The following is a 20,396-nucleotide window of genomic DNA, read 5'->3' as shown; positions in this document are numbered from 1 at the left end:
ACGGTCCTCATCGCCCCTGCGAGGGGTCACAACCGGAGCTGCGTCCGGCGTGGACGGCGTTCCTGCTCGCGTCCTCATCGCCCCTGCGAGGGGTCACAACCGGAGCTGCGTCCGGCGTGGACGGCGTTCCTGCTCGCGTCCTCATCGCCCCTGCGAGGGGTCACACAACTGACCTCGCGGTCGGCGCGACCGCGACCGTCACCTAGTCCTCATCGCCCCTGCGAGGGGTCACAACGGCCTGGTGCTGACAGCGCTGATCGTATCCGGCGGTCCTCATCGCCCCTGCGAGGGGTCACAACTCAAAAGCAACCCCGGCTGCACAACGGCCGACATGCTGTCCTCATCGCCCCTGCGAGGGGTCACAACTGACCTCGCGGTCGGCGCGACCGCGACCGTCACCTAGTCCTCATCGCCCCTGCGAGGGGTCACAACTATGTCTTCCCGCCCAGCCGGGTCTCGGCCGTCTTCGTCCTCATCGCCCCTGCGAGGGGTCACAACGGCCTGGTGCTGACAGCGCTGACCGTATCCGGCGGTCCTCATCGCCCCTGCGAGGGGTCACAACATGGCGACCTGTACCTGCGCACCGGTATCGGGGACGTCCTCATCGCCCCTGCGAGGGGTCACAACAGGAATGCCATCCTCCACCCGGAGTCTGAGGTGAGGTGCCCTCATCGCCCCTGCGAGGGGTCACAACGGCACTGTCCGTGAGCAGGGCTCCACCCTGCTCTCGCCCTCATAGCCCCTGCGAGGGGTCACAACGACAGCCACGCCGGGATCGAGTCCGACGTACCGGTCCCGTCCTCATCGCCCCTGCGAGGGGTTACAACAGGGCGGACATCATGCGGGCGGTCTGCTCGATCACGTCCTCATCGCCCCTGCGAGGGGTCACAACGCGTAGCCCTCCCCGCCCTCGGCGAACGCGGCTCGGCGTCCTCATCGCCCCTGCGAGGGGTCACAACCCGCGCAAGGATGGCCGCAGTGGGTGCTGTGGCTCGTCCTCATCGCCCCTGCGAGGAGTCACAACGTGGAGACGTGGGCGATCGATGCCCGCCACATCGCGTTCTCATCGCCCCTGCGAGGGGTCACAACTATTCGCCGTGGACTCTGGTCAGCAAGCCGAGCGCGGTCCTCCTCGCCCCTGCGGGGGTCACAACTGTGAGACCGCGTACGCGTGCCCGTGGTCGATCGGGTCCTCATCGCCCCTGCAAGGGGTCACAACGAGCTGGCCAGTCTGGGCGCGCCCGCCCTGCGCACCGTCCTCATCGCTCCTGCGAGGGGTCACAACTCCCACCGCTCCAGGATCTTCGTTCCGGCCTCGCGGGTCCTCATCGCCCCTGCGAGGGGTTACAACTGCGCGCCGTCGTGGTAGCCGAGGATGTACTGGTCGTCCTCATCGCCCCTGCGAGGGGTCACAACACGACGTAGTGTGGCCTTTAGACCGACTCATTTGGCTATCAGTCGTTGGACCGTTCATGGGTGCGTTCCTTCAACGCCTGGCTGCCAGGTGGGTACTCACTAGGAATATCTGTTGCGGCTCAGCAGCTTGTGCGCCCCTGTGTGTAGGCCAGGGGGAGGCCTCAGCCGATCGTCTACCGCAGGAGCGCTTCTCAGCCGAGGCCGCCAGCAAGGCCGATACTCTTGACCAGCCGTCCCCATCGGGGACTGCGCCCGAAAGCTTGAGCTATGGCTATCCCGCTGGGGAGGGAGCCGTCGGCGTGTCGGTGCGACTGTGCCCACTGCCATGCTTGCCGCTGGAGCGCCTGGCCCCGAGTCCGATGAGTCTCGGATTCCGCCGGGGGCCTTTCGAACGATGTTTCCTCTGCCGAGTTCGCTATGACCACCTGGGTTAGTTGACAGACACGAGTGCGGATCATCCGCATGAGCATTTCCATGCCACCGATCAGAGCCAGCGCCGGCCAGGCGGCGACGGCGCGGCCGATAACCGATGGTTCCGCGACGGCGATGTTGGCGGCGATGCTCGCTGTGCTTCCAAGGACGAGCAACGTCCATGGCATGAGACCTCCGCGCTTTCCGCGGCGCGACTCTGTGAGAAGGGCCATCGACGCACAGACCACCATGCCGTCGACGCTCAGGGGGAGAAGAGCGGCAGACCAGGGTGATTCGCCGTGCCGTATGGCGAGCGTGTGAAGGTGTCGATAGGAGATGGCGCCTGCGATCAGGGCAAGCACGACAACGCTGGCTGTGGTCGTACCTCGAATGATTCTGTCTGCTTTCCCGAGGTCAGCGGCTTGCGGGGGTCCGGCCATGGCTCCTTCCTTCTGGGAACGTTGTGAGTCAAGCCTCTCTCGGCTGCTCGCGCGTTCGAGAGAGCATGGGGCGGGGAGTGTCATGACGACCGGCGGCCTTTGCGGTTCCGGATCTTTGTGAACGCGTCGAGGGCTGTCTCGTCGGCGTCGTCGAGGGTGTGAAGGTACTTTTCGGTGGTCTTGATGGAGGCGTGGCCGAGCCGTTCTTTCACGACCTGAAGGTCCGCTCCGCCAGACAGTAGCCATGAGGCGTGCGCGTGGCGCAGGTCGTGAATGCGGACCGTGGTCTCCAGGTCGCCTTCGGCGAGGGTCCTCTGCCACACATGTCGCCGGAACCAGTCGGCGGGGATATGGCCGTCGGTGTCGCGGCGCCGTGGCCGCCGCGGGTTGTCCTTGCCGACGGCCCGCCGTTCGGCTCGGTAGATGGCGAAGGCAGCGCGGCAGTGTTCGCAACGGCACTTGCCGGTCGTGTACGCGGTGCAGGTCCCGTGCTTGTAGGACCGCCCTGCCGCGTTCGGCTCGGTGAACCCGAGTTTGTCGGGATCAGGAACGGCGCGCACACGAGCCTTCGGAGCCGAGTCCTGTCTCCAGGTGAAGAACAGGTCGTCACGACCGAGCTTTTCGGCCTTGGCGTGGGACTGGAGCTTGAGGACGATCTGAGCCGTCAACTTGAAGCGCCGGAACTCCTTGTCCTTCGGGTACGGCTTGACCAGGAACCGCTCCCCGTCGGGGTGGAACTTCGGGTTGACCTCCACGACGGCGCGACTGACCGTCAAGATCCGGGAGTGGACGTCGAGGTCCCTGACGCGCAGCTCGGTCAGCTCGCCCCAGCGCAGCCCTGTCTCGATGGCCGTCTCGACCAGGAGCCGGGTGTCGCTGTCGGGGAGCGCCATGTAGAGGGTGTTGAACTGCTCGGGGTTGATGATCGTCAGCGGCTTCGCGACGACCGGCGGTGTCTTCACGCCCTTGCAGGGGTGCAGGTAAGTCACCTGGTCATGGAGCGCGGTCGTGAAGATGGCGCTGAGGATGACCATGTTGCTCTTGATGGTTACCGGCGATACGCCGTTGCGCTTCATGGTGGCCACCCACTGGCGCACGTGCTCGGGCAGGATGTCGATCATCCGCAGGCTGCCGAACTCGGGGATCAGGTGCTTGTGGATGGAGTAGGTGTACTTCTGCCGGGTGGTCGCCTCCATCTCATGGTTCGGCAGCCATACGTCCAAGACGTAGCGCTCGAACGACTGGCGCCCCCGCTTGGGGTCTCCGACTCGCCCCTCGGCGACCTTGGCCTCGGCCCTCTGCCAGGCCACGTCGGCGTCCTTCTTGTTGGAGAAGGTGCCCGCGGACTTCTCCAACCCCTTGATGTCGAAGTAGTAGGCGGTGTATCGCGCCTTGCCGTTGCGGCCGATCCGTTTGCGGGAGTAACCCACCGGTCGATCACCCCTTGATCATTTGACCGTCATCTGACCGTGAGACTGGGCGTCAGCACGGGGGACGGCCGGTCACTTCAGGGCATCCGATCATGCCTTTCACCTGCAAGTTTACCCGCCCATGGGGTTCTGAACAGGGGTGCGAATACACGCTCCGTAAGCGCTGACACGGAAGAGGTCACAGGTTCAATCCCTGTATCGTCCACCACGGTTTCACCGGCTCAGAGGCTAGATCCCAAAATCGCGGATCTAGCCTCTTGATCGTTTACCGTCATTCGACCGTTGACCGGAACCTCGGCCGCGTCAGGCCTGAAGCGGTACGGCGTGCCCGCTGCCGCGTAGCGCGGTGATGTCCGAGACTCCGGCGGAGTCCATCAGGTCGAGGAGTTGCCGGCTGATCCGCGTGGCGAGGGCGGGGCCGTGATAGACGAAGGCCGTCAGTACGTCGCACGTGGTGGCGCCCGCGGCGATGGCCTGGAAGGCTCGGCGGCCGTCTGTGACGCCTCCCACGCTCTTGATGTCGAGCCTGCCCCGGGTGTGCTGGTGAACGGCGGAGACGAAGTCCAGGTTGCGGTGCCAGGCCGGATCGCCGGACACGCTGCCCCGCCCGATCGACAGGCGCGAATCAGGCCGGGAGAAGCTGCCGGACATCGTTACCGCCCGGACTCCCGCGGCGATCGCCACGTCCAGGCACTCCAGTGTGCGGGAACGGCCCGCCGGCGTCTCGTACGGGTCCAGCTTGAGGAACAGCGGCTTGTGGAACTCCTGGGACAGCTCCGACAGGAGCAGTTCAAGATCTTCAGGCGTGGTGAAGTCCGGGCGACGCGACGGGGAGTTCGGGCAGACCAGCGCGACTTCGATCGCGTCGACGTAGGGGCTGAGCATTGCGGCGGTCTCGACGAACTCGCGGACGTCGAACGCGCAGACGTTTCCGATGATCGGTACCCTGAGCGGCCGCCGCCGGGCCTGCGCGAGGTTGCCGGCCACGCGTTCGGCGCCCTTGCTGGGCAGCCCGAAGCAGTTGACAAGCGCTTGCTTCGGTACGATGCGACGCACCCTCGGGCGCGGGTTGCCGGCTCTGGGATACCGGCACACGGAGCCCACGACGAGGTATCCGAAGCCGAAGTGCTGGAGCGCGGCCACGAGCTCGCCGTCCTTGTCCAGGCCGGCGCTCAGACCGATCGGGTTTGAGATCTGCAGGCCACCGAGGTCTGCCGCCAGACGGGAATCGTCGGCTTCCCCGCGGCGCAGGACGGTTCGCCAGACCCCGGGCAGCCGCAAGGCGATCTTGGTGAGGTCGTGGGCCCGCTCGGCGCTGAGACGAAAGAGGAGTGGACGGAGCAGCCGCCGGTAGATTCCGCTCTCCACCGGTGCCTTCTGGGGGGCTCGCATCGTGACAGTGTTGCCCGTCGTCGATGGGCTGTGTACTCACCGTACCGTGAGATGGGACCAACAGTTGCTCGGGCGTTGCTTACACACCAAATATCGCGGTGTGTGGCAAACCGCACCTGGTGCGTGACATGCCACGCTCACCATGGAGCAAGCAAAAGGACGGAATGGATGAGAGAGCACACTCGCGGGTCGCAGCGGGAATGGAGGCGTCGCACTCTGATGGCGCTTAGCTGCGCGGTCGTGGCCGTGCTGGGTGCGGCATGCGGCTCCGGCTCCGGCGGATCATCGGGCGGCGGCCAGGACGCTGGGAAGGGCGGGAAGGATGCCGCCAAGGTGACCTTCGTCCTGCCGACCCCCGACATCAACATGTCGCTGCTGGACGTCGTTCTACCCCAGGCCCTGGGCATCTACGCCAAGAACGGCATCAACGTCGAGTTCCGGAACGTCCTCGGCGCCGCCGGCCTGCAGACCCTCGTGGCGGGGAAGGCGGATATGACGTGGGTCAGCGTTCCGGGGCTGTTCCCGCTGTTCGCGGACAACGCACCCGTCAAATCCGTGTACGAGACGTTCACCAAGCGCTGGATGCAGTTGCAGGTTCCGGATGGCAGCGGCGTCAAGTCGCTCACCGACCTCAAGGGCAAGACCATCGGCATGTCGTCCAGACGAGGCGGCCAGACGCAGATCATCGGGTATATGGCCGAGCACGGCCTCATCTCCGGTCGAGACTACAAGTGGGTCACGCTTCCCTCGATGGCTCCCCAGGCCATCGCCACGGCATTCGAGAAGGGTGACATCGACGCGATCAGCCTGACGCTAACGGACCTGGCGATCCAGAACGGTCTCGACCCGGCCACCAAGTATCGGGACGTCATGCCCGCCGAGTCGGCGTCGGAGCCCGACCCGAACGTCGTCATCGTCGCGACCGACGACATGATCGAGAAGCGGCCGGAGGTGGTGGCGGGGATGCTGCGGTCCGTCACCGAGGCGATCATCGACGCCCAGTGCGACCCCGAGGCCGCGCTGGAGGCCATGCGCAAGTACGCCCCGGCGGTCTTCGCCAACGAGGCCGTCGCCAAGGCACAGTTCAAGGCCATCATCGACTACAGCCGCGCGCCGTCCGGTGACGCCACCGGATACCAGTACGGGACACAGAGCCTGACGGCGTGGAAGAAGATGCTGAGCCGGTCCCTCCTGGATCCGGCGGGGTCGGGCATCTCGAAGGATGTCGATGTCAGCAAGTTCGTCGCGAACAAGTTCGTGAGCGACGCGAACGCGTTCGACAAGGCACAGTACCAAGGCGGCAAGTGCCACGGCTGACGTGGTGAACGACGTGCCCTGCCGCGAACCAGGAGCTGCGGGCATCGGCGCCTGTCCCGCCTTCGGAATGGAGGCGGGACAGGCTTTTGCCTCGCTCAACGGAGAAAAGCGGACGGTCCGGTCACCTTCCGCCGGCGGCGAGCAGTCCCCGGTACAACGAGCCGTCGCTCGGTTCGACGCGGACGCGGGCGAGCTCAAGAAGGTGGAGCAGGGTCGCCATCGGGCTCGTGATCACCGGCACACCGAGATCGTGCTCAAGATGCGCGATGATATCGAGGGTTCGCAGCCCCATACAGGATATGAACAGGCAGTCGCTGCCGGGGACGTACGTGTCGCGCGCGAAGCGGTACAACTGCTCCGGGGTGACTCGATGCACATCGTCACCGGAGAGGTTGAGGCCGGCGATGGCGCTGACCGTGATGCCGGCGTCGACGAGGTATCTCTCCTCGAAGTCGTTGACCCAATCCAGATAGGGGGTCGCGACGCTGACGGACGACGCGCCGATGCGCTGGAACTGCCGCAGCAGGGCCGTCGTGGTCGTCGTCGCCGGCACGTCCACGGCGGACCGGATCAGGTCGACGATCTTCCGGTCGTACCCGCGCCCGCCGTACATGCTCCCGCTGGTGCAGCCGAACGCGATCGCGTCCGGCCGGACGTCACCGAGCAGCGACGCCGCGGCCGGCACCTCGGGAAGCAGCGCCTCGTACTGCTCAGGCGTGGAGTCGGTGAATCGGATCCGTGTGACGTGCAGGCTCACGTCGGCGGGGAGCACACGGTTGAGTTCCGGCTCGACGACCGGGTTGGTCGACATCAGGATCAGGCCCAGGCGGGCTCGCATCCCGCTCATCGCTTGCGCCCTCGCTGGGCGCCTCCCGAGCGACGGGAGACTCTTCTGTACTTGAAAGCAGTCTGGGGGTCCATGCCCCGGACCCTATTGACGGCGTGTCGGTGACTGAAGCAAACGTCCCGCGGCGTGGAATGGGAGTGTTCGGCCGATTCACGCGACGGCCCCGGACCGGTCTGTCCTACGATCACGGCCCAGTGCCGCTTCCTGGTCCGCCGCCCGGATTCGTTCTCCACCCGGGCACACGGAAAGGAGCTGGGCGGTGCACGGCTTGCCCCGCGTGGCGAACGGCCACGAGCGCACGGCCGTCCCGAGTGAATCGACGACGACACCCGGGCACCACCCAGCTCACATCCCCGACGTCGATCAAACCTCCCGTCGCCGGCCGCGGAACGGCCGGATCAAGTGGGAGTACGCCGCCGGATCACCCTCCCGCCTGCTAGAGGAGGGGCATCGTGCCGTGGCTACGCGGACCGTGCGGTCTCCACACGGCGGTCTGCGGGCTGCTGAACCAGTCGCGTTCGCCAAGCCGCTTGCGCCACTCGGTGTCCCGTGCCGCCGCCCGCTCCGGCGAGTTGAGCGCCTCGGGCGAAGCCAGGTAGTGGACGGCAAGGCGGTTGTACCGCGCGGGCTCGCCGCTGAGTGCGAATCGCCGCACCGCCAGCCAGTCCTCGCACTCCAGCAGCATCGGGGCGTGCTCCGCCACGTACCAGGCGTCGAGCTCGGCCAGCTCATCGTCCGGAACGGACATGAGGATGGTGAACACCGTGGTCGTTCGGTGTTCGGCCGCCTCCAAGCTGCCGGAGGTGCCCAGTTCCCGGGCGAGGTGCCGGGTGAACCCGCCGACGTTGGCCAGCATCCAGGAGGTGCGCTCGCTCGGCTCGTCCTTGATCGTCAGGTACTGTTCGGTGGTCAGCGTCGCCGGGCCGGCCATGTCGTACATGACCAGGTACGTTCCGTCGTCCCGCCTGTAGCGCTGCGCGCTGAGAAACCCGGGGGCCTCCATCCTGACCGGAACGTGCTCGTCGTCGTACCAGCGGTTGAAATCGTCCTCCCAGGCGGTTTCCGGCACCATCTCCGAATAAAGGACCGTCGGTCCGAAGGTCGCCGTCACGGCTGCCGTACCCCTTTCTGCTCGTAGAAGTGTGCCGCTGCCGCCTCGGCGCAGACGACATCCTGTTCCGCCGTACCCGCACTTAGCCCGACGGCTCCGATGACCGTTCCTTCGACGATGATCGGAACTCCTCCGCCGATGATGCAGAACCGGCCCCCGTTGGTGTTGTGGATCCCGAAGGTCGGCTGCCCGGGAACGCACAGGCCGTTGTACCGCTCGGTCGTCCCGCGCGCGGCCGCGGCCGTGAAGGCCTTGTCGATCGCGATGGCGATGCTGCTGATCTTGGCGCCGTCCATGCGGGTGAAGGCGATCAGGTTGCCGGACTCGTCGGCCACCGCGATGCACATCGGCACCGCTATCTCCTCCGCCTTGGCGGCGGCCGCCTCGATCAGCATGTGGGCCTCTGCCAGGTCAAGCCGCGAGATCCGCAGCATCAGTGCTCTCCCTTCGAGAATCCGAGAGCGGTGACCTCCGCGCGCAGCGCCTCGAGGTCCGCGCCCGTGATCGGCGTGAACGGCGGGTAGGGCGCACCCATGTCGCGTCCGAGGCACTGCATGGTCGCCTTCATGACCGGCGCGAGTCCGTAGCCCATCCACCGTGCGGGGAACCTGCGGAACTGCCTCTGCAGCCGGGCCGCCTCCGGGTGGTCGCCCTTCTGGTACGCCTCGATGATCTGGATCGCGATCTCCGAGACGGGCGCCGGCATCGTGGCCCCGGAACCGCCGAGTTCGAGCGTCGCGAGCAGCATCTGCATCGTCGTGTAGTAGCGCGCCAGTCCGGAGAGGTCGATCTCCGTGATCAGCAGTCCGACACGGCTGAGGTTGCGCGAACTCTCCTTCACGGCCGCGATGCCCGGGATGCGTGCCAGTTCGATCGTCGCCTCGACCGACACGTCGGCCCCCGGTCCGGGGTTGAGATACAGCACGATCGGAAGCGGGCTGCGCTCCGCCACGAAGCTGAAGTACGCCACCAGCTCTCCGGTGGTCGGCTGGCCTCCGAAGGGGCGCTGCGGGGCAAGGAGCTGTACGGCCGAGGCACCCGTCTGAGCCGCGAGGTCAGCGTGCCGTGCCGCCGCGTCGGCCCCGGGGTGGGAAATGCCGACGGCGACCGGGCACCTCCCGTCGACCAGTTCGATCGTCCGTTCGGCAAGCCCGCGCCGGTCTGTGGCGTCCAGGTACTGGTATTCCTGTGCCTCCACACCGGCCGCGATGATGAGCTGCGGACGGGACCAGCGCACGATGTCGTCGATCTGCCGGCCAAGCGCCGTGACGTCGACGCGGTTGTCGTCCGTGAACGGGGTCAACGGTGCGACGAGCAGGCCCGGCTCCGAGCCGGGCAGGAACAAGTCGGTCATGACGTCCTCACACCAACGACGGGCGCTTACGCAGCTGCTCGGCGTCGAAGCCGGCCACCGCGCGGTAGTCGTCCGCGATCTTCGCCAGCTCACTCCGGGAGATGACGTCGTCGATCGAGTCGAACGGGCGGCCTCCGGTCCGCTCGTACACCTCCCGCAGGATGGCGTCCGGCGGGTTGGCGCGGTTCATGAGGACGACGTCCCCGGTCTGCTCGACTCGCACACGGTCGTACTCCGCGAGCGCGTCGAGGCCCACTCCGTGCCGCTTGAAGCAGCCGGTCAAGTAGCGGGCGTCGAGGATCGCCTGCCCGGCGCCGTTGGATCCACGCGGGTACATCGGATGCGCCGCGTCTCCGAGCAGCGTCACCGAGCCGAAGGTCCACGTCGCGACCGGGTCACGATCGACCATGGGAAACACCAGGACGGGGTCGGTCTGCCGCAGGAGTGCCGGTACGTCCAGCCAGTCGAAGTGCCAGTCGGCGTACGGTTCGAAGAACTCCGACAAGGAGCCCTCGCGATTCCAGTTGTAGTGATCCGGGCGGGGCCGTTCGAGCGTGGCCACCCAGTTCACCAGCTGGTCGCCCTGGTCGTTGATCGCGTCCCGGATGGGGTAGGCCATCAGCTTGCCGCAGGTCATCCAGCCCGCGCGGATCGTGTCCGCTCCGCTGAGGAACGGCTTGAACGGCGTCACGCCGCGCCAGATGGTCAGCCCTGAGTAGACCGGCCGCCCCTCGTCGGGGTAGAACTGCTTGCGGATGGCCGAGCTGATGCCGTCGCAGCCCACGACGACGCGCGCCCGGACGGATTCGGCCGGCGAACCGTCGGCATCGACGAAATGCGCGCTCGCGCCGCCGTCCTCGACGGTGACGGCGGTGCAGCGCCGACCGGTGACGACCGCGTCGGCCCCGAGCCGCCGCCGTACCTCGTCCAGCAGGAGCAACTGGACGTCGCCGCGGTGGATCGAGAACTGGGGCCACGCGTATCCCGCCGCCTCGCCGGCCGGCTCGGTGTAGATCAGCTGGCCGTGCTGGTTGAAGTAGCTCGCGTCCTTGGTACGAATGCCGGCCGCGTCCAGGGCGGGGACGAGGCCGAGCTCGTCCAGTTCCCGCACGGCGTGGGGCAGCAGATTGATGCCGGCTCCGAGTGGCCGGATCTCGGGAACGGCTTCGAACACACGAGCGGTGATCCCGATCTGCTGGAGGCTGAGGGCCAGGGTCAGCCCCCCGATTCCAGCGCCGACGATTGCGACTTCGACGTCTTCCATGATTCTTATCGGTCCTCCGGGAGGGATGGGCAGGTCGTGTCGTAACAGCTGCCCTTCGGCGCGGCGGTGTCTTCAAGATGGCGCCGTGACACATCGAATGCGACGCGGTGCGCCGCCTAAGCGAGTGTCAAGGGCCGGTCACCGGCCAGCAACCGTCCGTTTCGTGTCATGGGACGTAATGCTCATTTGTCGATGGCGCAGGGGATGTCACGTACCGCCATGTGCCGGCGTACGACATTTGACGTACGCAAGACAGGTCGGCTTCCCGATTCCAGACGGTGGCCTGACCTGGCTCACTGGAGTCACTCGATGGTCCGGTACCAGTCCGGCCGTCGAATCAGATGGGACGTGGAAATGCTTGCGGTCAAAGAACCCAGCGCGCTGCCGAGCGCGGGGACCAAGCTGTCGCAGCGACTCTTCACGGTCCTCGCGGCACTCAACCGCGCTGGTCAGCCGGTCTCTCTCGGACAACTCGCGGCGACGACGGGCCTGCCGAAGTCGACGGTCCATCGGCTGCTGCGCGACCTGCAGTCGGCCGGCTTCGTGGAGCGGACCGCGACCGAGTCGTACCACCTGGGCCTGGAACTGTGGGCCTACGGCGAGAAAGCCCGTGGCCAGCATCTGCTGCGCCGGTTCGCGCTGCCGCAGATGCGCCGCCTGGCACTTGAGACGGGCGGCATGGTGCAGTGCGCGATCCTGCACGGCGATCAGGCGATGGTCCTCGAACGCATCATGGGGAACTCCGGCATCGATCTGCCCTCGCAGGTCGGCATGTCGGTACCGCTCCACGCCAGCGCGCTGGGCAAGATGCTTCTGGCCCAGTCACCTCCGGCGATGGCGAGGCGCGTTCTCTGCGCCCCGCTGCCCCGCTACACCGCCAATACCTGCCAGTCACCGGCACACCTGCGGAGACAGCTGGCAGTGATCCGCGAACGCATCTACGCGGTCGACCAGGGCGAGATCGTCAGCGACCTGCACTGCGTCGCGGTGCCGCTCGATCTCGGCGATTCGGAGCGCGCGGCGGCCGTGTCGGTCTCGTTCCGCAACCCCAGGTGGGCACCGACGGAATGGCTACCGGCACTCGTGGCCGTGTCGCGCAGAATCACCCAGCGTTACCACTCCCCTGAAAGCCGGCACGTGCCGGACAAGCAGCACACGGCGTAATCCGATTCGCGAGCCGCTCGACTCCCCCCTTCATCTCCTAGGAGAGGACAGATGACCACCGCGCCAGGCGCTACCAACTCCCGCATGTACGAGCCCTACGTCAGGGCGAACTGGGGATTGGTCAACCATTGGTACCCAGCACTGTTCTCCGCCGAGTTGCCCGAGGACTCGGTGAAGGGCATCACCGTCTCCGGTATCGCCATTCTGCTGCGTCGCAAGAACGGCAAGCTGTACGCGATCGATGACACCTGCCTGCACCGCGGCGTGAAGATGTCGGCGAAGCCGACCTGCCTGACCGCGGACACGATCTCCTGCTGGTACCACGGGTTCACGTATCGGCTTGAGGACGGCGTGCTGCACTCGATCGCCGCGGCACCGGACGACAGCCTGATCGGCAAGGTGGGACTTCGGACCTTCCCTGTCGAGGAGCGCAACGGGATCATCTTCGTCTTCGTCTACAACCAGCGGCCGGATGTGATTCCTCCGCTGGCGGCCGACCTGCCGATCTCGACACAGGGCGAGTCCGAGCACCCGGTGGCGGGAGTCCTCGACGACGACACGGTGCTGCTGGGCCTCCATCGCACGGTGAAGGCGAACTGGCGCCTGGCCGCGGAGAACGGTTTCGACCCGGGGCACGTCCTGATCCACCGCGACGCCACGGTCGTCGTGGTCCGGGACCAGTACGTGCCGCTCGGATACCGGCCGCTCTCCGAGAAAGCGGTGCGGACGATCGACGAGGACCCCGGCCCGAAGGGCCTGATGAACATGTACGGCACCGAGCACTACGAACTCGTGCGAGAGAACCCCGCGCTCAACATCAAGGCCGTCGGAAACACCCGATCTCCCGGCCTGCGCACGTCCATCTATCTGCCGGGTGTGCTCATGGTGGAGAACTTCCCGGACTACGGCACGGTTCAGTACGAGTGGTACGTACCGCTTGATGCCGATCACCACGAGTACTGGGAGGTCATCGGCAAGAAGTGCTCGACCGAGGAGGAGCGGAAGGAGTTCGAGTATCGCTACGCGCGGGTGTACGAGCCGCTGGCGGTTCTCGGATTCAACGACGACGACGTGTTCGCCCGTGAAGCGATGCAGCCGTTCTACGCCGACGGCACCGGCTGGGCGAAAGAGAACATGTGCAGCTTCGACGGCATCGTCGTGGCGTGGCGCAAACTGGTCGCCCAGCACGCCCGCGGCTTCCAGAACAAGAAGCCATGACCCCGCCCGCGCCGGCCGCCGCGACGAGCACCGCGGCCACGTTCGTCTACGAGGACGGCGTCAGCCGGCAGGTCGGCATCGACCCCGACAAGACGCTGCTGGACTGCGCGCTCGCGGCCGGCCTGGAGGTCGGATACCAGTGCCGCGGCGGCACGTGTGGCACCTGCATCGTGCGGATCGGCGCGGGATCGATAGAGCAGCGGTTCACGGGGGCGAGCGCACTCACCACGGCTGAGCGCAACGCCGGCATGGCACTGATGTGCCGTGCCTACGCCGATGCCGATGTTCGTATCGAACTGCCCTACACGTCCACCTGGACGTCCGGCGGCGGCCGGCCGGGGCTGAAGTCCGCGACGGTCACGGCGGTCGTCGCCGAGGCCGACGACGTGGTCCGTCTTGAGGTCGAGCTGGACGACTGGGTGGACGACGGTGAGGACTTCGCCTTCACGCCCGGGCAGTTCGCGAGGGTGCGCGTGCCGGGCACCGACGACCAGTGGCGGTCGTACTCGATGTTCACGGTCCCGGACGACCTGCCACGCGTGGGCTTCGTGGTTCGCCTGCTACCGGGCGGCGCGATGTCCGACTACCTGGTCTCCCGATGTGAGATCGGCGATCGTGTGGACCTCGAAGGACCGTTCGGCTCGTTCACCGCGCGGGGCCACGAGGGCGAACGGCACATCCTGATCGCCGGCGGAACCGGGTTGGCGCCACTGTTGTCGATCATCGACGGTTTCCGGCTCGGGACCGCGAAACCGCCGCCGATCCATCTCGTTTTCGGAGTCTCCGACGCGGCGCAGTTGTTCTTCGCCGAAGAGTTGGAGCTGCGCCGGCTGTGGATGAAGGACATCTCGATCACGCTGTGCGCCGATCGGCCGGCGAGCGGCTTCCAGGGGCGGACGGGGTCGCCGCTGGTGGCGTTGCCCGACCTTCACGTCACCCCGGACGACCGTTGCTACGTTTCAGGTCCGCCCGCAATGGTCGGGGCGGTGGCCGAGGCCCTGCTCGATCACGGTGCGACCGCCACCCGCGTGTACACCGAACAGTTCTTGGCCGACAAGGAGAGCACCCATGAGTGAGCCGGAATCGCAGTGGTTCGAGTCCTCCGGCGGGACGATCCACTACCGGATCGCCGGCGACGGACCTCGTTCCATGGTCATGATCCACGGCGGGGGGCCAGGAGCCGAGGGAATGTCGAACTACCGTGACGTCCTGCCCCATTTCATCGACCGATACCGGGTCGTGGTGCCGGACATGCCGCAGTGGGGGAACAGCGACAAGCGCCCGATCCGGGGTAACCGTTTCGAGCACAACGCCCGCGTCTTCGGCGAGTTGCTCGATCACCTCGGTATGCGCGATGCCGACATCATCGGCAACTCGATGGGGGGATCCACGGCGATCCGGCTCGCCCATGATCGCCCGGAGCTGGTGCGCCGAGTGGTTGCCATGGGCTCTACCTGCGGTTATAGTATGCCGCCAACCAAGGAGCTGTGGCCGCCGGCCGGTCTGCGCGCCATGCACGGCTACTACCGCGACCCCAGCCTCGACGCCATGACCGAACTGCTTCAGATGTTCTTCTACGACCCCTCGAACCTGTCTCCGGATCTGATCAAGCGTCGTTACGACGCGAGCATCGAGCCGGGCCACCTCGAGGCCCTCCGGGACGCGAAGGCCAACGGGACGGTCAACGAGGACCTGTCCGGCCTCATGCCGTCCATCGAGAAGCCCGTTCTCCTGCTGTGGGCGATGAACGATCAGTTCTCCTCCCTTGAGTACGGGCTGCTGTTCGCACGGCTTCTGCCGCAGTCCCGCCTCATCATGCTGCCCAGATGCGGGCATTGGGCTCATGTCGAGCGGCCGGAGGAGTTCACCCGTATCACCGCTGCCTTCCTTGAGGAGGGGGACATCGAGTCCGCCTCGCTGACGGTCAGGGGGTAAGCCGTGCTCCGTGAAACCGACCGGTCCGCGCTCGTCAGGGTGAACGCGGACCAGGTCATCGATCGACGTGACATTCCCGGTGACGAACGTCTCCTCGACACCCTGCGCGACCGGCTCGGCCTGCGCAGCGTCAAACGCGGATGCAATCGGGGCGAGTGCGGCGCCTGCACCGTCCTGGTGAACAGCCGGCCCGTCGTGTCGTGCCTGACCCTGACCGCGAGGGTCCGTGGTCAGGTCGAAACCGCCGAAGGGCTGGCCGATCAGTCCGTACGGCTGCGCCGGGCGTTCGCACAGCACGGGGCGTTCCAATGCGGATTCTGCACGCCGGGCATGATCGTGACCGCCACGGCGCTGCTTCGCGACGGGACACCTCGTGACGAGGCGGCGCTGCGCCACGAACTCGCCGGCAACATCTGCCGTTGCACCGGCTACCAGCAGATCATCGACGCTATCCAGGCGGTGCGAAGCCAGAGCACCCAGGATGACGGCTTCGAGGCGGGTGCGCAGTGACCACCGTTCACAGCGACCGGTCGACATCGCGAATCGGCCGCCGGGTCTGGGACCAGGAGTGGGACGAGAAGACCAGCGGAGCGTTGGTCTACACCACGGATCTGGCCCCCGACGACGCGCTGCACGCGGCCGTCGTCCGTGGCTCCGTCCCGCACGCCGAGATCATCGGTATCGACACGCGTCGGGCCGCCGCCCTCCCGGGGGTGCGAGCGATCATCACCCATGCCGACGTTCCCGTCAACCAGTACATCCACAGCGGCGGCCCGCTGTCCGATCGGCCGGTTCTCGCCGAGAAGGTGGTCCGGTACATCGGCCAGGAGGTGGCCGTCGTCGCCGCGGACACCGAGGAGCAGGCGCACGCGGCGGCCCGTCTGGTCCGGGTCCGCTACAAGCGGCTGCGGCCCGTCCTCGACATCGAAGCCGCCGGGCGGCCGGGTGCGCCGCTGCTCCACGAGTCCGCGACCGGCAACGTGGCGCTCCGGTTCCAGCGCGTCTTCGGGACGCCGAGCCGGCAGGAGGACGTGGTCACCCTCCAGGAGCGATACCGGTTCGGCCAGCAGGCTCATGTCTGCATGGAGCCGTCGGCGGTCGTCGCGTCCTGGTCGGCGCAGGACGGCCGGATGGAGCTCTGGCTGTCGACGCAGTCGCCGTACTTCGTGCGCAAGGAACTGGCGCACGTTCTCGATCTCGACACGCGGAACGTCATCGTCCACGAGATCGGTGTGGGCGGGGGCTTCGGTCTCAGGTCGAAGGTGTGCGAGTACGAGGCCCTCGCGGCGCTGCTCTCGATGCGCTGTGGCCGCCCGGTACGCCTCGCGCTCAGCCGGGAGGAGGAGTTCACGGCGGTCAAGTCCCGGCACCTGTTCGAGACGACCGTCACGACGACCGCGCGCGCGGACGGCACGCTGCTCGACCGCCGTCTGGACGCCCGCGTTGACAACGGCGCCTACAGTCACAACGGGCCCGCCGTGATGATCGCCGGGGCGGCGGCCTTCGCGTCGCTCTACCGCACGTTGTCGGTGACCGTCGACGCCTCGCTGCTCTACACGAACAAGCAGCCCGGCGGGGCGTTCCGCGGCTACGGCAATCCCCAGGTGACCTTCGCCGGCGAGTCCCAGATGGACGAGCTGGCGGCCGTGCTCGACATCGATCCCATCGATCTGCGCATCCGGAACGCGCATCGGCCGGGCGATGTGACGCACGCCGGCTGGGCACTGGAGTCGGCACGACTCGTCGAGTGCCTGGAGAAGGCCCGGGAGCTGATCGGCTGGGACGCCCTGCGGGCGCTTGCCGGAACCGGGCGTGGGGTCGGGATCGCGGCCGGAGTGCACGTCTCGGGCGCCAACATCTTCGCCGGTGCGAATCGCACCGCGGCGAATGTGGTCATCGAAGGCGACGGCCGGGTGATCGCCAGATTCGGCTCCGGTGACGCGGGAACCGGGCAGCGGACCGTCGTCGCGGTGGTGGTCGGAGAGGAACTGGGACTCCCCGCCGAGGCGGTCGAGGTCCGCATGATGGACACCGAGCTGTGCCCACCGGACCTGGGGGCCTTCTCCAGCCGTGGCACCTACATGGCGACGTCCGCCGGACGCGCCGCCGGTCGGGCCGCCGCCGCCGAGCTGCGGGCGATCGCCGCCGAACTGTTCGGCACGGCACCGGAGGAGGTCGATCTCGACGACGGCGAGGTGCGCGCGGCCGGAGTGAGGCTGACCCTGGCCGAGTTGCTCGCCCATGCTCGCGACCGAGGACTCCCCGGACGTGTCGAGGTCACCGAGGAGGTGACGATCGACGTCGAGGAGCTCGACCGCGCGACCGGCCGGGGCAACATCTCGGGCGCCTACTCCTTCGCCGTCCAGGCCGTCGAGGTCGAGGTCGACGAGCGGACCGGCCGCGTCCGCGTCGTGCGCGCGGTCTCGGTGCACGATTCCGGTACCGCGATCAACCCCATCGGTTTCGAAGGCCAGGTCATCGGTGGGATGGTGATGGGCATCGGAGCCGCCCTGGGCGAAGAAATGATCTTCCAGGACGGGCGGACCGTCAACGCCTCCTACCTGAACTACGCGCTGACGCGAGCACCGGACGCCCCCCGGATCGAAGTGGTCTCCCTCGGCGAGCCCGACCCCAAGGCCCCCTACGGCGCCAAGAGCATCGGTGAGATCGTCCTGGTGCCCACCTCGGCCGCGGTCGCGAACGCGGTGGCGCACGCGACGGGGGTCCGGGTCCGTGAGCTGCCGATCACCCCCGACAAGGTGCTGGGCGGGTTGACCGCCGACCGCCGGCGACGGTCGACGGCTCTGTGGCGGCGCCCGTCACGGTGGTGGATCGCCGTGATGCGAGCCGCCTACCCGCTGGGACTGCATGCCGCGCTTCACCGGTACGGGACGCGGCTGGCCCGGACGCCGCAACCCGAGCCGCTGCGGCTGGATACCGGTCGCACGGAAGTGGCAGAGGTGGCGCAGCTGTTGCGTGATGGCACAAGACATCCGATCGGCGGCGGCACCGATCTGCTGCCCGCTCGCTCGCAAGGGGTGACGGCCGTCAGCGACGTGATCGATCTGTGTGATGTGACCGACCTGCGACGCATGGAGGTGCGCCCCGACGGGCTCGCCATCGGGGCGGCGGTCACGCTCGCGGAGCTCTCGTCCGCGGCCGAGTCGCATGGCTGGCAGGCCCTGGCCGAAACGATCGACAGCATCGCGACGCCGCAGATCCGGCAGGTGGCGACCGTCGCCGGGAACCTCTGCCAGGAGAAGCGTTGCTGGTTCTTCCGCAACGGGTTCGACTGCTACAAGCGCGGCGGCGCGGCCTGCCCGTGCTACGCCCTCGAAGGCGACCATCGGTTCTTCCACGCGTGCATGGACGGGCACCGATGCCAGGCCGTCACGCCGTCGGACCTGGCGACCACCTTGCTGGCCCTCGACGCGCTGATCGCGTGCCGCCGCGGAACCGACGAGCGACACGTGCCCGTGCGGGAGTTCTACCGGGGGCCGGGCGAGACGAGCCTGCGCACCGGCGAGTTCGTCACGGGTGTCCACGTCGAGAACGCCGCACTGAGCCGCACCACGGCGTTCCGCAAACTCGATCTGTGGCATGGCGACTTCGCGATGGCCGCGGTGTGCGCGTCGGTCGATGTCGACCGGACCGGGCGGATCAGGGATGTCCGGATAGCGGCGGGCGGTGTCGCGCCCACGCCGATCCGGCTCGAGGAGGTCGAGCGAGGTCTCGTCGGGACGCGTCTGGACGAAGCGGCCGGCAGCGAGGCGTGTCAGGAATGGGAGCGTCGCGCGCACCCGCTGCGCGGCAACGTTTGGAAGGTCGATGCGACCACGGGCCTGGTGAGGTCGGCTCTGGAGGCCTGCCGGAGCCGTTGGTCCGACAGTAAGGATGGAGCGATCATGATGTCGAAGGCCGGTACCCGGCAGGTCAAGCCGTGACGGCGCCGGTCAGCGGCGGCAGAGCCCGCTACGAGCATGACGAGGCCGTCGTCGAGGTGCTGTACTCGGCGCTTCGCCGAGCGGGGATCGGCTTCGCCGCGTCGGTTCCCGACACACTCAACTACCCCCTGGTGAGGCGGTTCGAAGCCGACCCGGAGGTGATCAGCATCAGCTGTGCCCGGGAGGACGAAGCCGTCGCCGCGGCGATGGGCGCCTTCCTCGGCGGGGCCTGGCCGTGCGTGATGATGGAGGGATCGGGTATCGGGCTGAGCGCGCTCGCGCTGGCCCGGGCGATCGCACAGCGCACGCCGATGCTGATCCTGGCAAGCCATCTCCGCGCTCTCGGCGAGCGCCATGACTACCACGCGGCGACGCGTCTGGTGACCGAGCCGGTCCTTGCCGCGCTGCAGATCCCCATCGTCCCGGTCATCGACCCGCGAGACATTCCGATGTTCGTGCGAGAGGCGCAGATGACCGTCCAGGGGGACCGCCGGCCGGTGGCACTGGTATTCCCTCGCCACTCGTTGCACGTTCAGCAGGAGGAAGAATGAATCGGCGGGAAGTCCTCGAGTCGTTCGCCAGATTCCGGGGTGACGCGCCGACCGTCGTGGGGCCCGGGGTGAGCGGCCGCATGCTGTACGAGATCGATCATCGACCGGCGACGCTCTACCAGATGGACATGAGCTATCCGGTGCCGATCGGACTCGGACTGGCGCTCGCGCTGCCCTCGGCCCAGGTCTTCGCCGTGGACGGCGACGGCTCCCTGCTCATGGGGCTGAGCGGTCTCACCACGGTGGGGCGCTACAACCCGGCGAACCTGACCATCGTCGTCCTCGACAACCACGCCTATGTGTCCACGGGGTCGATACCCACCGCCACCGCGACAGGCTGCGACCTGGCCGCGGTCGGCCGCGCCTCCGGGATCGCGAACTGCGTCACGGCGACCACGCCGGCCGAGTTCGACAAGGCGATGGAATCGGCGGCGACCGCCGACGGAGCGTCGTTGATCGTCGCCGATCTGCGTGAGCCCGACCCCCTGACGGGCGGCAACTACCGGGCGATGCCGTTCGACATCGTGGAGAGCTCGCTCCGATTCCGCCAGTACCTTGTCGAGACAGGGGCCGTGGCCCCGATCTGGGCGGTGTGACGTGAC

General features: G+C 67.5%; 17 protein-coding genes and 1 CRISPR repeat array. Of the genes, 9 read left to right on the top strand and 8 right to left on the bottom strand.

The features are described from left to right. Positions 1-3: 3 nt before the first annotated feature. A CRISPR array of direct repeats spans positions 4-1,416; the repeat unit is 30 nt; unit sequence GTCCTCATCGCCCCTGCGAGGGGTCACAAC. Positions 1,417-1,607: 191 nt separating this feature from the next. From AB0N02_RS08915 to AB0N02_RS08905, 3 genes are all read right to left on the bottom strand, one after another. After that, complete coding sequence (locus tag AB0N02_RS08915; protein WP_363944138.1) at positions 1,608-2,267, bottom strand: DUF2637 domain-containing protein; 660 nt, start codon at positions 2,265-2,267, stop codon at positions 1,608-1,610. Positions 2,268-2,347: 80 nt separating this feature from the next. Continuing rightward, the gene (locus AB0N02_RS08910) at positions 2,348-3,697 is read right to left on the bottom strand and encodes a site-specific integrase (protein WP_363944136.1); all 1,350 of its coding nucleotides are present in this window, start codon (positions 3,695-3,697) and stop codon (positions 2,348-2,350) included. Between the two features lie 303 nt (positions 3,698-4,000). Further along, positions 4,001-5,089: a hypothetical protein gene (locus tag AB0N02_RS08905; protein ID WP_363944134.1), complete on the bottom strand. Its 1,089-nt coding sequence runs from the start codon at positions 5,087-5,089 to the stop codon at positions 4,001-4,003. Between the two features lie 219 nt (positions 5,090-5,308). Between AB0N02_RS08905 and AB0N02_RS08900 the strand changes: the two genes are divergently transcribed. Continuing rightward, complete coding sequence (locus AB0N02_RS08900) at positions 5,309-6,406, top strand: ABC transporter substrate-binding protein (protein ID WP_363944133.1); 1,098 nt, start codon at positions 5,309-5,311, stop codon at positions 6,404-6,406. Between the two features lie 121 nt (positions 6,407-6,527). On the opposite strand, the gene AB0N02_RS08895 is transcribed toward AB0N02_RS08900, so the two are convergent. From AB0N02_RS08895 to AB0N02_RS08875, 5 genes are all read right to left on the bottom strand, one after another. After that, entirely contained in the window at positions 6,528-7,253 is a 726-nt protein-coding gene (locus AB0N02_RS08895) for a maleate cis-trans isomerase (RefSeq protein ID WP_363944131.1), read from the bottom strand. Between the two features lie 436 nt (positions 7,254-7,689). Further along, on the bottom strand, positions 7,690-8,325 hold the full coding sequence (locus tag AB0N02_RS08890; RefSeq protein WP_363944129.1) for a hypothetical protein: 636 nt from the start codon (positions 8,323-8,325) through the stop codon (positions 7,690-7,692). 35 nt (positions 8,326-8,360) lie between these two features. Further along, the gene (locus tag AB0N02_RS08885) at positions 8,361-8,798 is read right to left on the bottom strand and encodes a heme-binding protein (protein WP_363944128.1); all 438 of its coding nucleotides are present in this window, start codon (positions 8,796-8,798) and stop codon (positions 8,361-8,363) included. Continuing rightward, the gene (locus AB0N02_RS08880) at positions 8,798-9,718 is read right to left on the bottom strand and encodes a dihydrodipicolinate synthase family protein (RefSeq protein WP_363944127.1); all 921 of its coding nucleotides are present in this window, start codon (positions 9,716-9,718) and stop codon (positions 8,798-8,800) included. The genes AB0N02_RS08885 and AB0N02_RS08880 overlap by 1 nt, the downstream gene beginning before the upstream one ends. Before the next feature lie 7 nt (positions 9,719-9,725). Beyond that, positions 9,726-10,982 (bottom strand): flavin-dependent oxidoreductase, encoded by a 1,257-nt coding sequence (locus AB0N02_RS08875; RefSeq protein ID WP_363944126.1) that lies wholly within the window; start codon positions 10,980-10,982, stop codon positions 9,726-9,728. Between the two features lie 354 nt (positions 10,983-11,336). On the opposite strand from AB0N02_RS08875, the gene AB0N02_RS08870 reads away from it, so the two are divergent. Genes AB0N02_RS08870 through AB0N02_RS08835 form a run of 8 tightly spaced genes read left to right on the top strand, consistent with a single transcriptional unit; the run spans position 11,337 to position 20,390 of the window. Next, a complete protein-coding gene (locus AB0N02_RS08870) occupies positions 11,337-12,146 on the top strand; it encodes an IclR family transcriptional regulator (protein ID WP_363944125.1) in 810 nt (269 codons plus the stop codon). A gap of 51 nt (positions 12,147-12,197) precedes the next feature. Beyond that, positions 12,198-13,364 (top strand): Rieske 2Fe-2S domain-containing protein, encoded by a 1,167-nt coding sequence (locus tag AB0N02_RS08865; RefSeq protein WP_363944123.1) that lies wholly within the window; start codon positions 12,198-12,200, stop codon positions 13,362-13,364. After that, positions 13,283-14,440: a 2Fe-2S iron-sulfur cluster binding domain-containing protein gene (locus tag AB0N02_RS08860; RefSeq protein WP_363944121.1), complete on the top strand. Its 1,158-nt coding sequence runs from the start codon at positions 13,283-13,285 to the stop codon at positions 14,438-14,440. The genes AB0N02_RS08865 and AB0N02_RS08860 overlap by 82 nt, the downstream gene beginning before the upstream one ends. Further along, positions 14,433-15,299, top strand: a complete 867-nt coding sequence (locus AB0N02_RS08855) for an alpha/beta hydrolase (protein ID WP_363944120.1) — start codon at positions 14,433-14,435, stop codon at positions 15,297-15,299. The genes AB0N02_RS08860 and AB0N02_RS08855 overlap by 8 nt, the downstream gene beginning before the upstream one ends. Before the next feature lie 3 nt (positions 15,300-15,302). Further along, positions 15,303-15,809 (top strand): (2Fe-2S)-binding protein, encoded by a 507-nt coding sequence (locus tag AB0N02_RS08850; protein ID WP_363944118.1) that lies wholly within the window; start codon positions 15,303-15,305, stop codon positions 15,807-15,809. After that, positions 15,806-19,243 (top strand): molybdopterin cofactor-binding domain-containing protein, encoded by a 3,438-nt coding sequence (locus tag AB0N02_RS08845; protein WP_363944116.1) that lies wholly within the window; start codon positions 15,806-15,808, stop codon positions 19,241-19,243. Before AB0N02_RS08850 ends, AB0N02_RS08845 begins: the two co-directional genes overlap by 4 nt. Continuing rightward, on the top strand, positions 19,240-19,794 hold the full coding sequence (locus AB0N02_RS08840; protein WP_363944115.1) for a thiamine pyrophosphate-binding protein: 555 nt from the start codon (positions 19,240-19,242) through the stop codon (positions 19,792-19,794). Before AB0N02_RS08845 ends, AB0N02_RS08840 begins: the two co-directional genes overlap by 4 nt. Beyond that, positions 19,791-20,390, top strand: coding sequence for a thiamine pyrophosphate-dependent enzyme (locus AB0N02_RS08835; RefSeq protein WP_363944113.1), 600 nt, complete (start codon positions 19,791-19,793; stop codon positions 20,388-20,390). The genes AB0N02_RS08840 and AB0N02_RS08835 overlap by 4 nt, the downstream gene beginning before the upstream one ends. Positions 20,391-20,396: the final 6 nt, after the last annotated feature.

Source organism: Streptosporangium sp. NPDC051022 (assembly GCF_040683035.1).
In the GTDB taxonomy this organism is placed as follows: domain Bacteria; phylum Actinomycetota; class Actinomycetes; order Streptosporangiales; family Streptosporangiaceae; genus Streptosporangium.
Note: the sequence above shows the minus strand (reverse complement) of the source record. Positions and strands in the feature narration are given on the sequence as shown.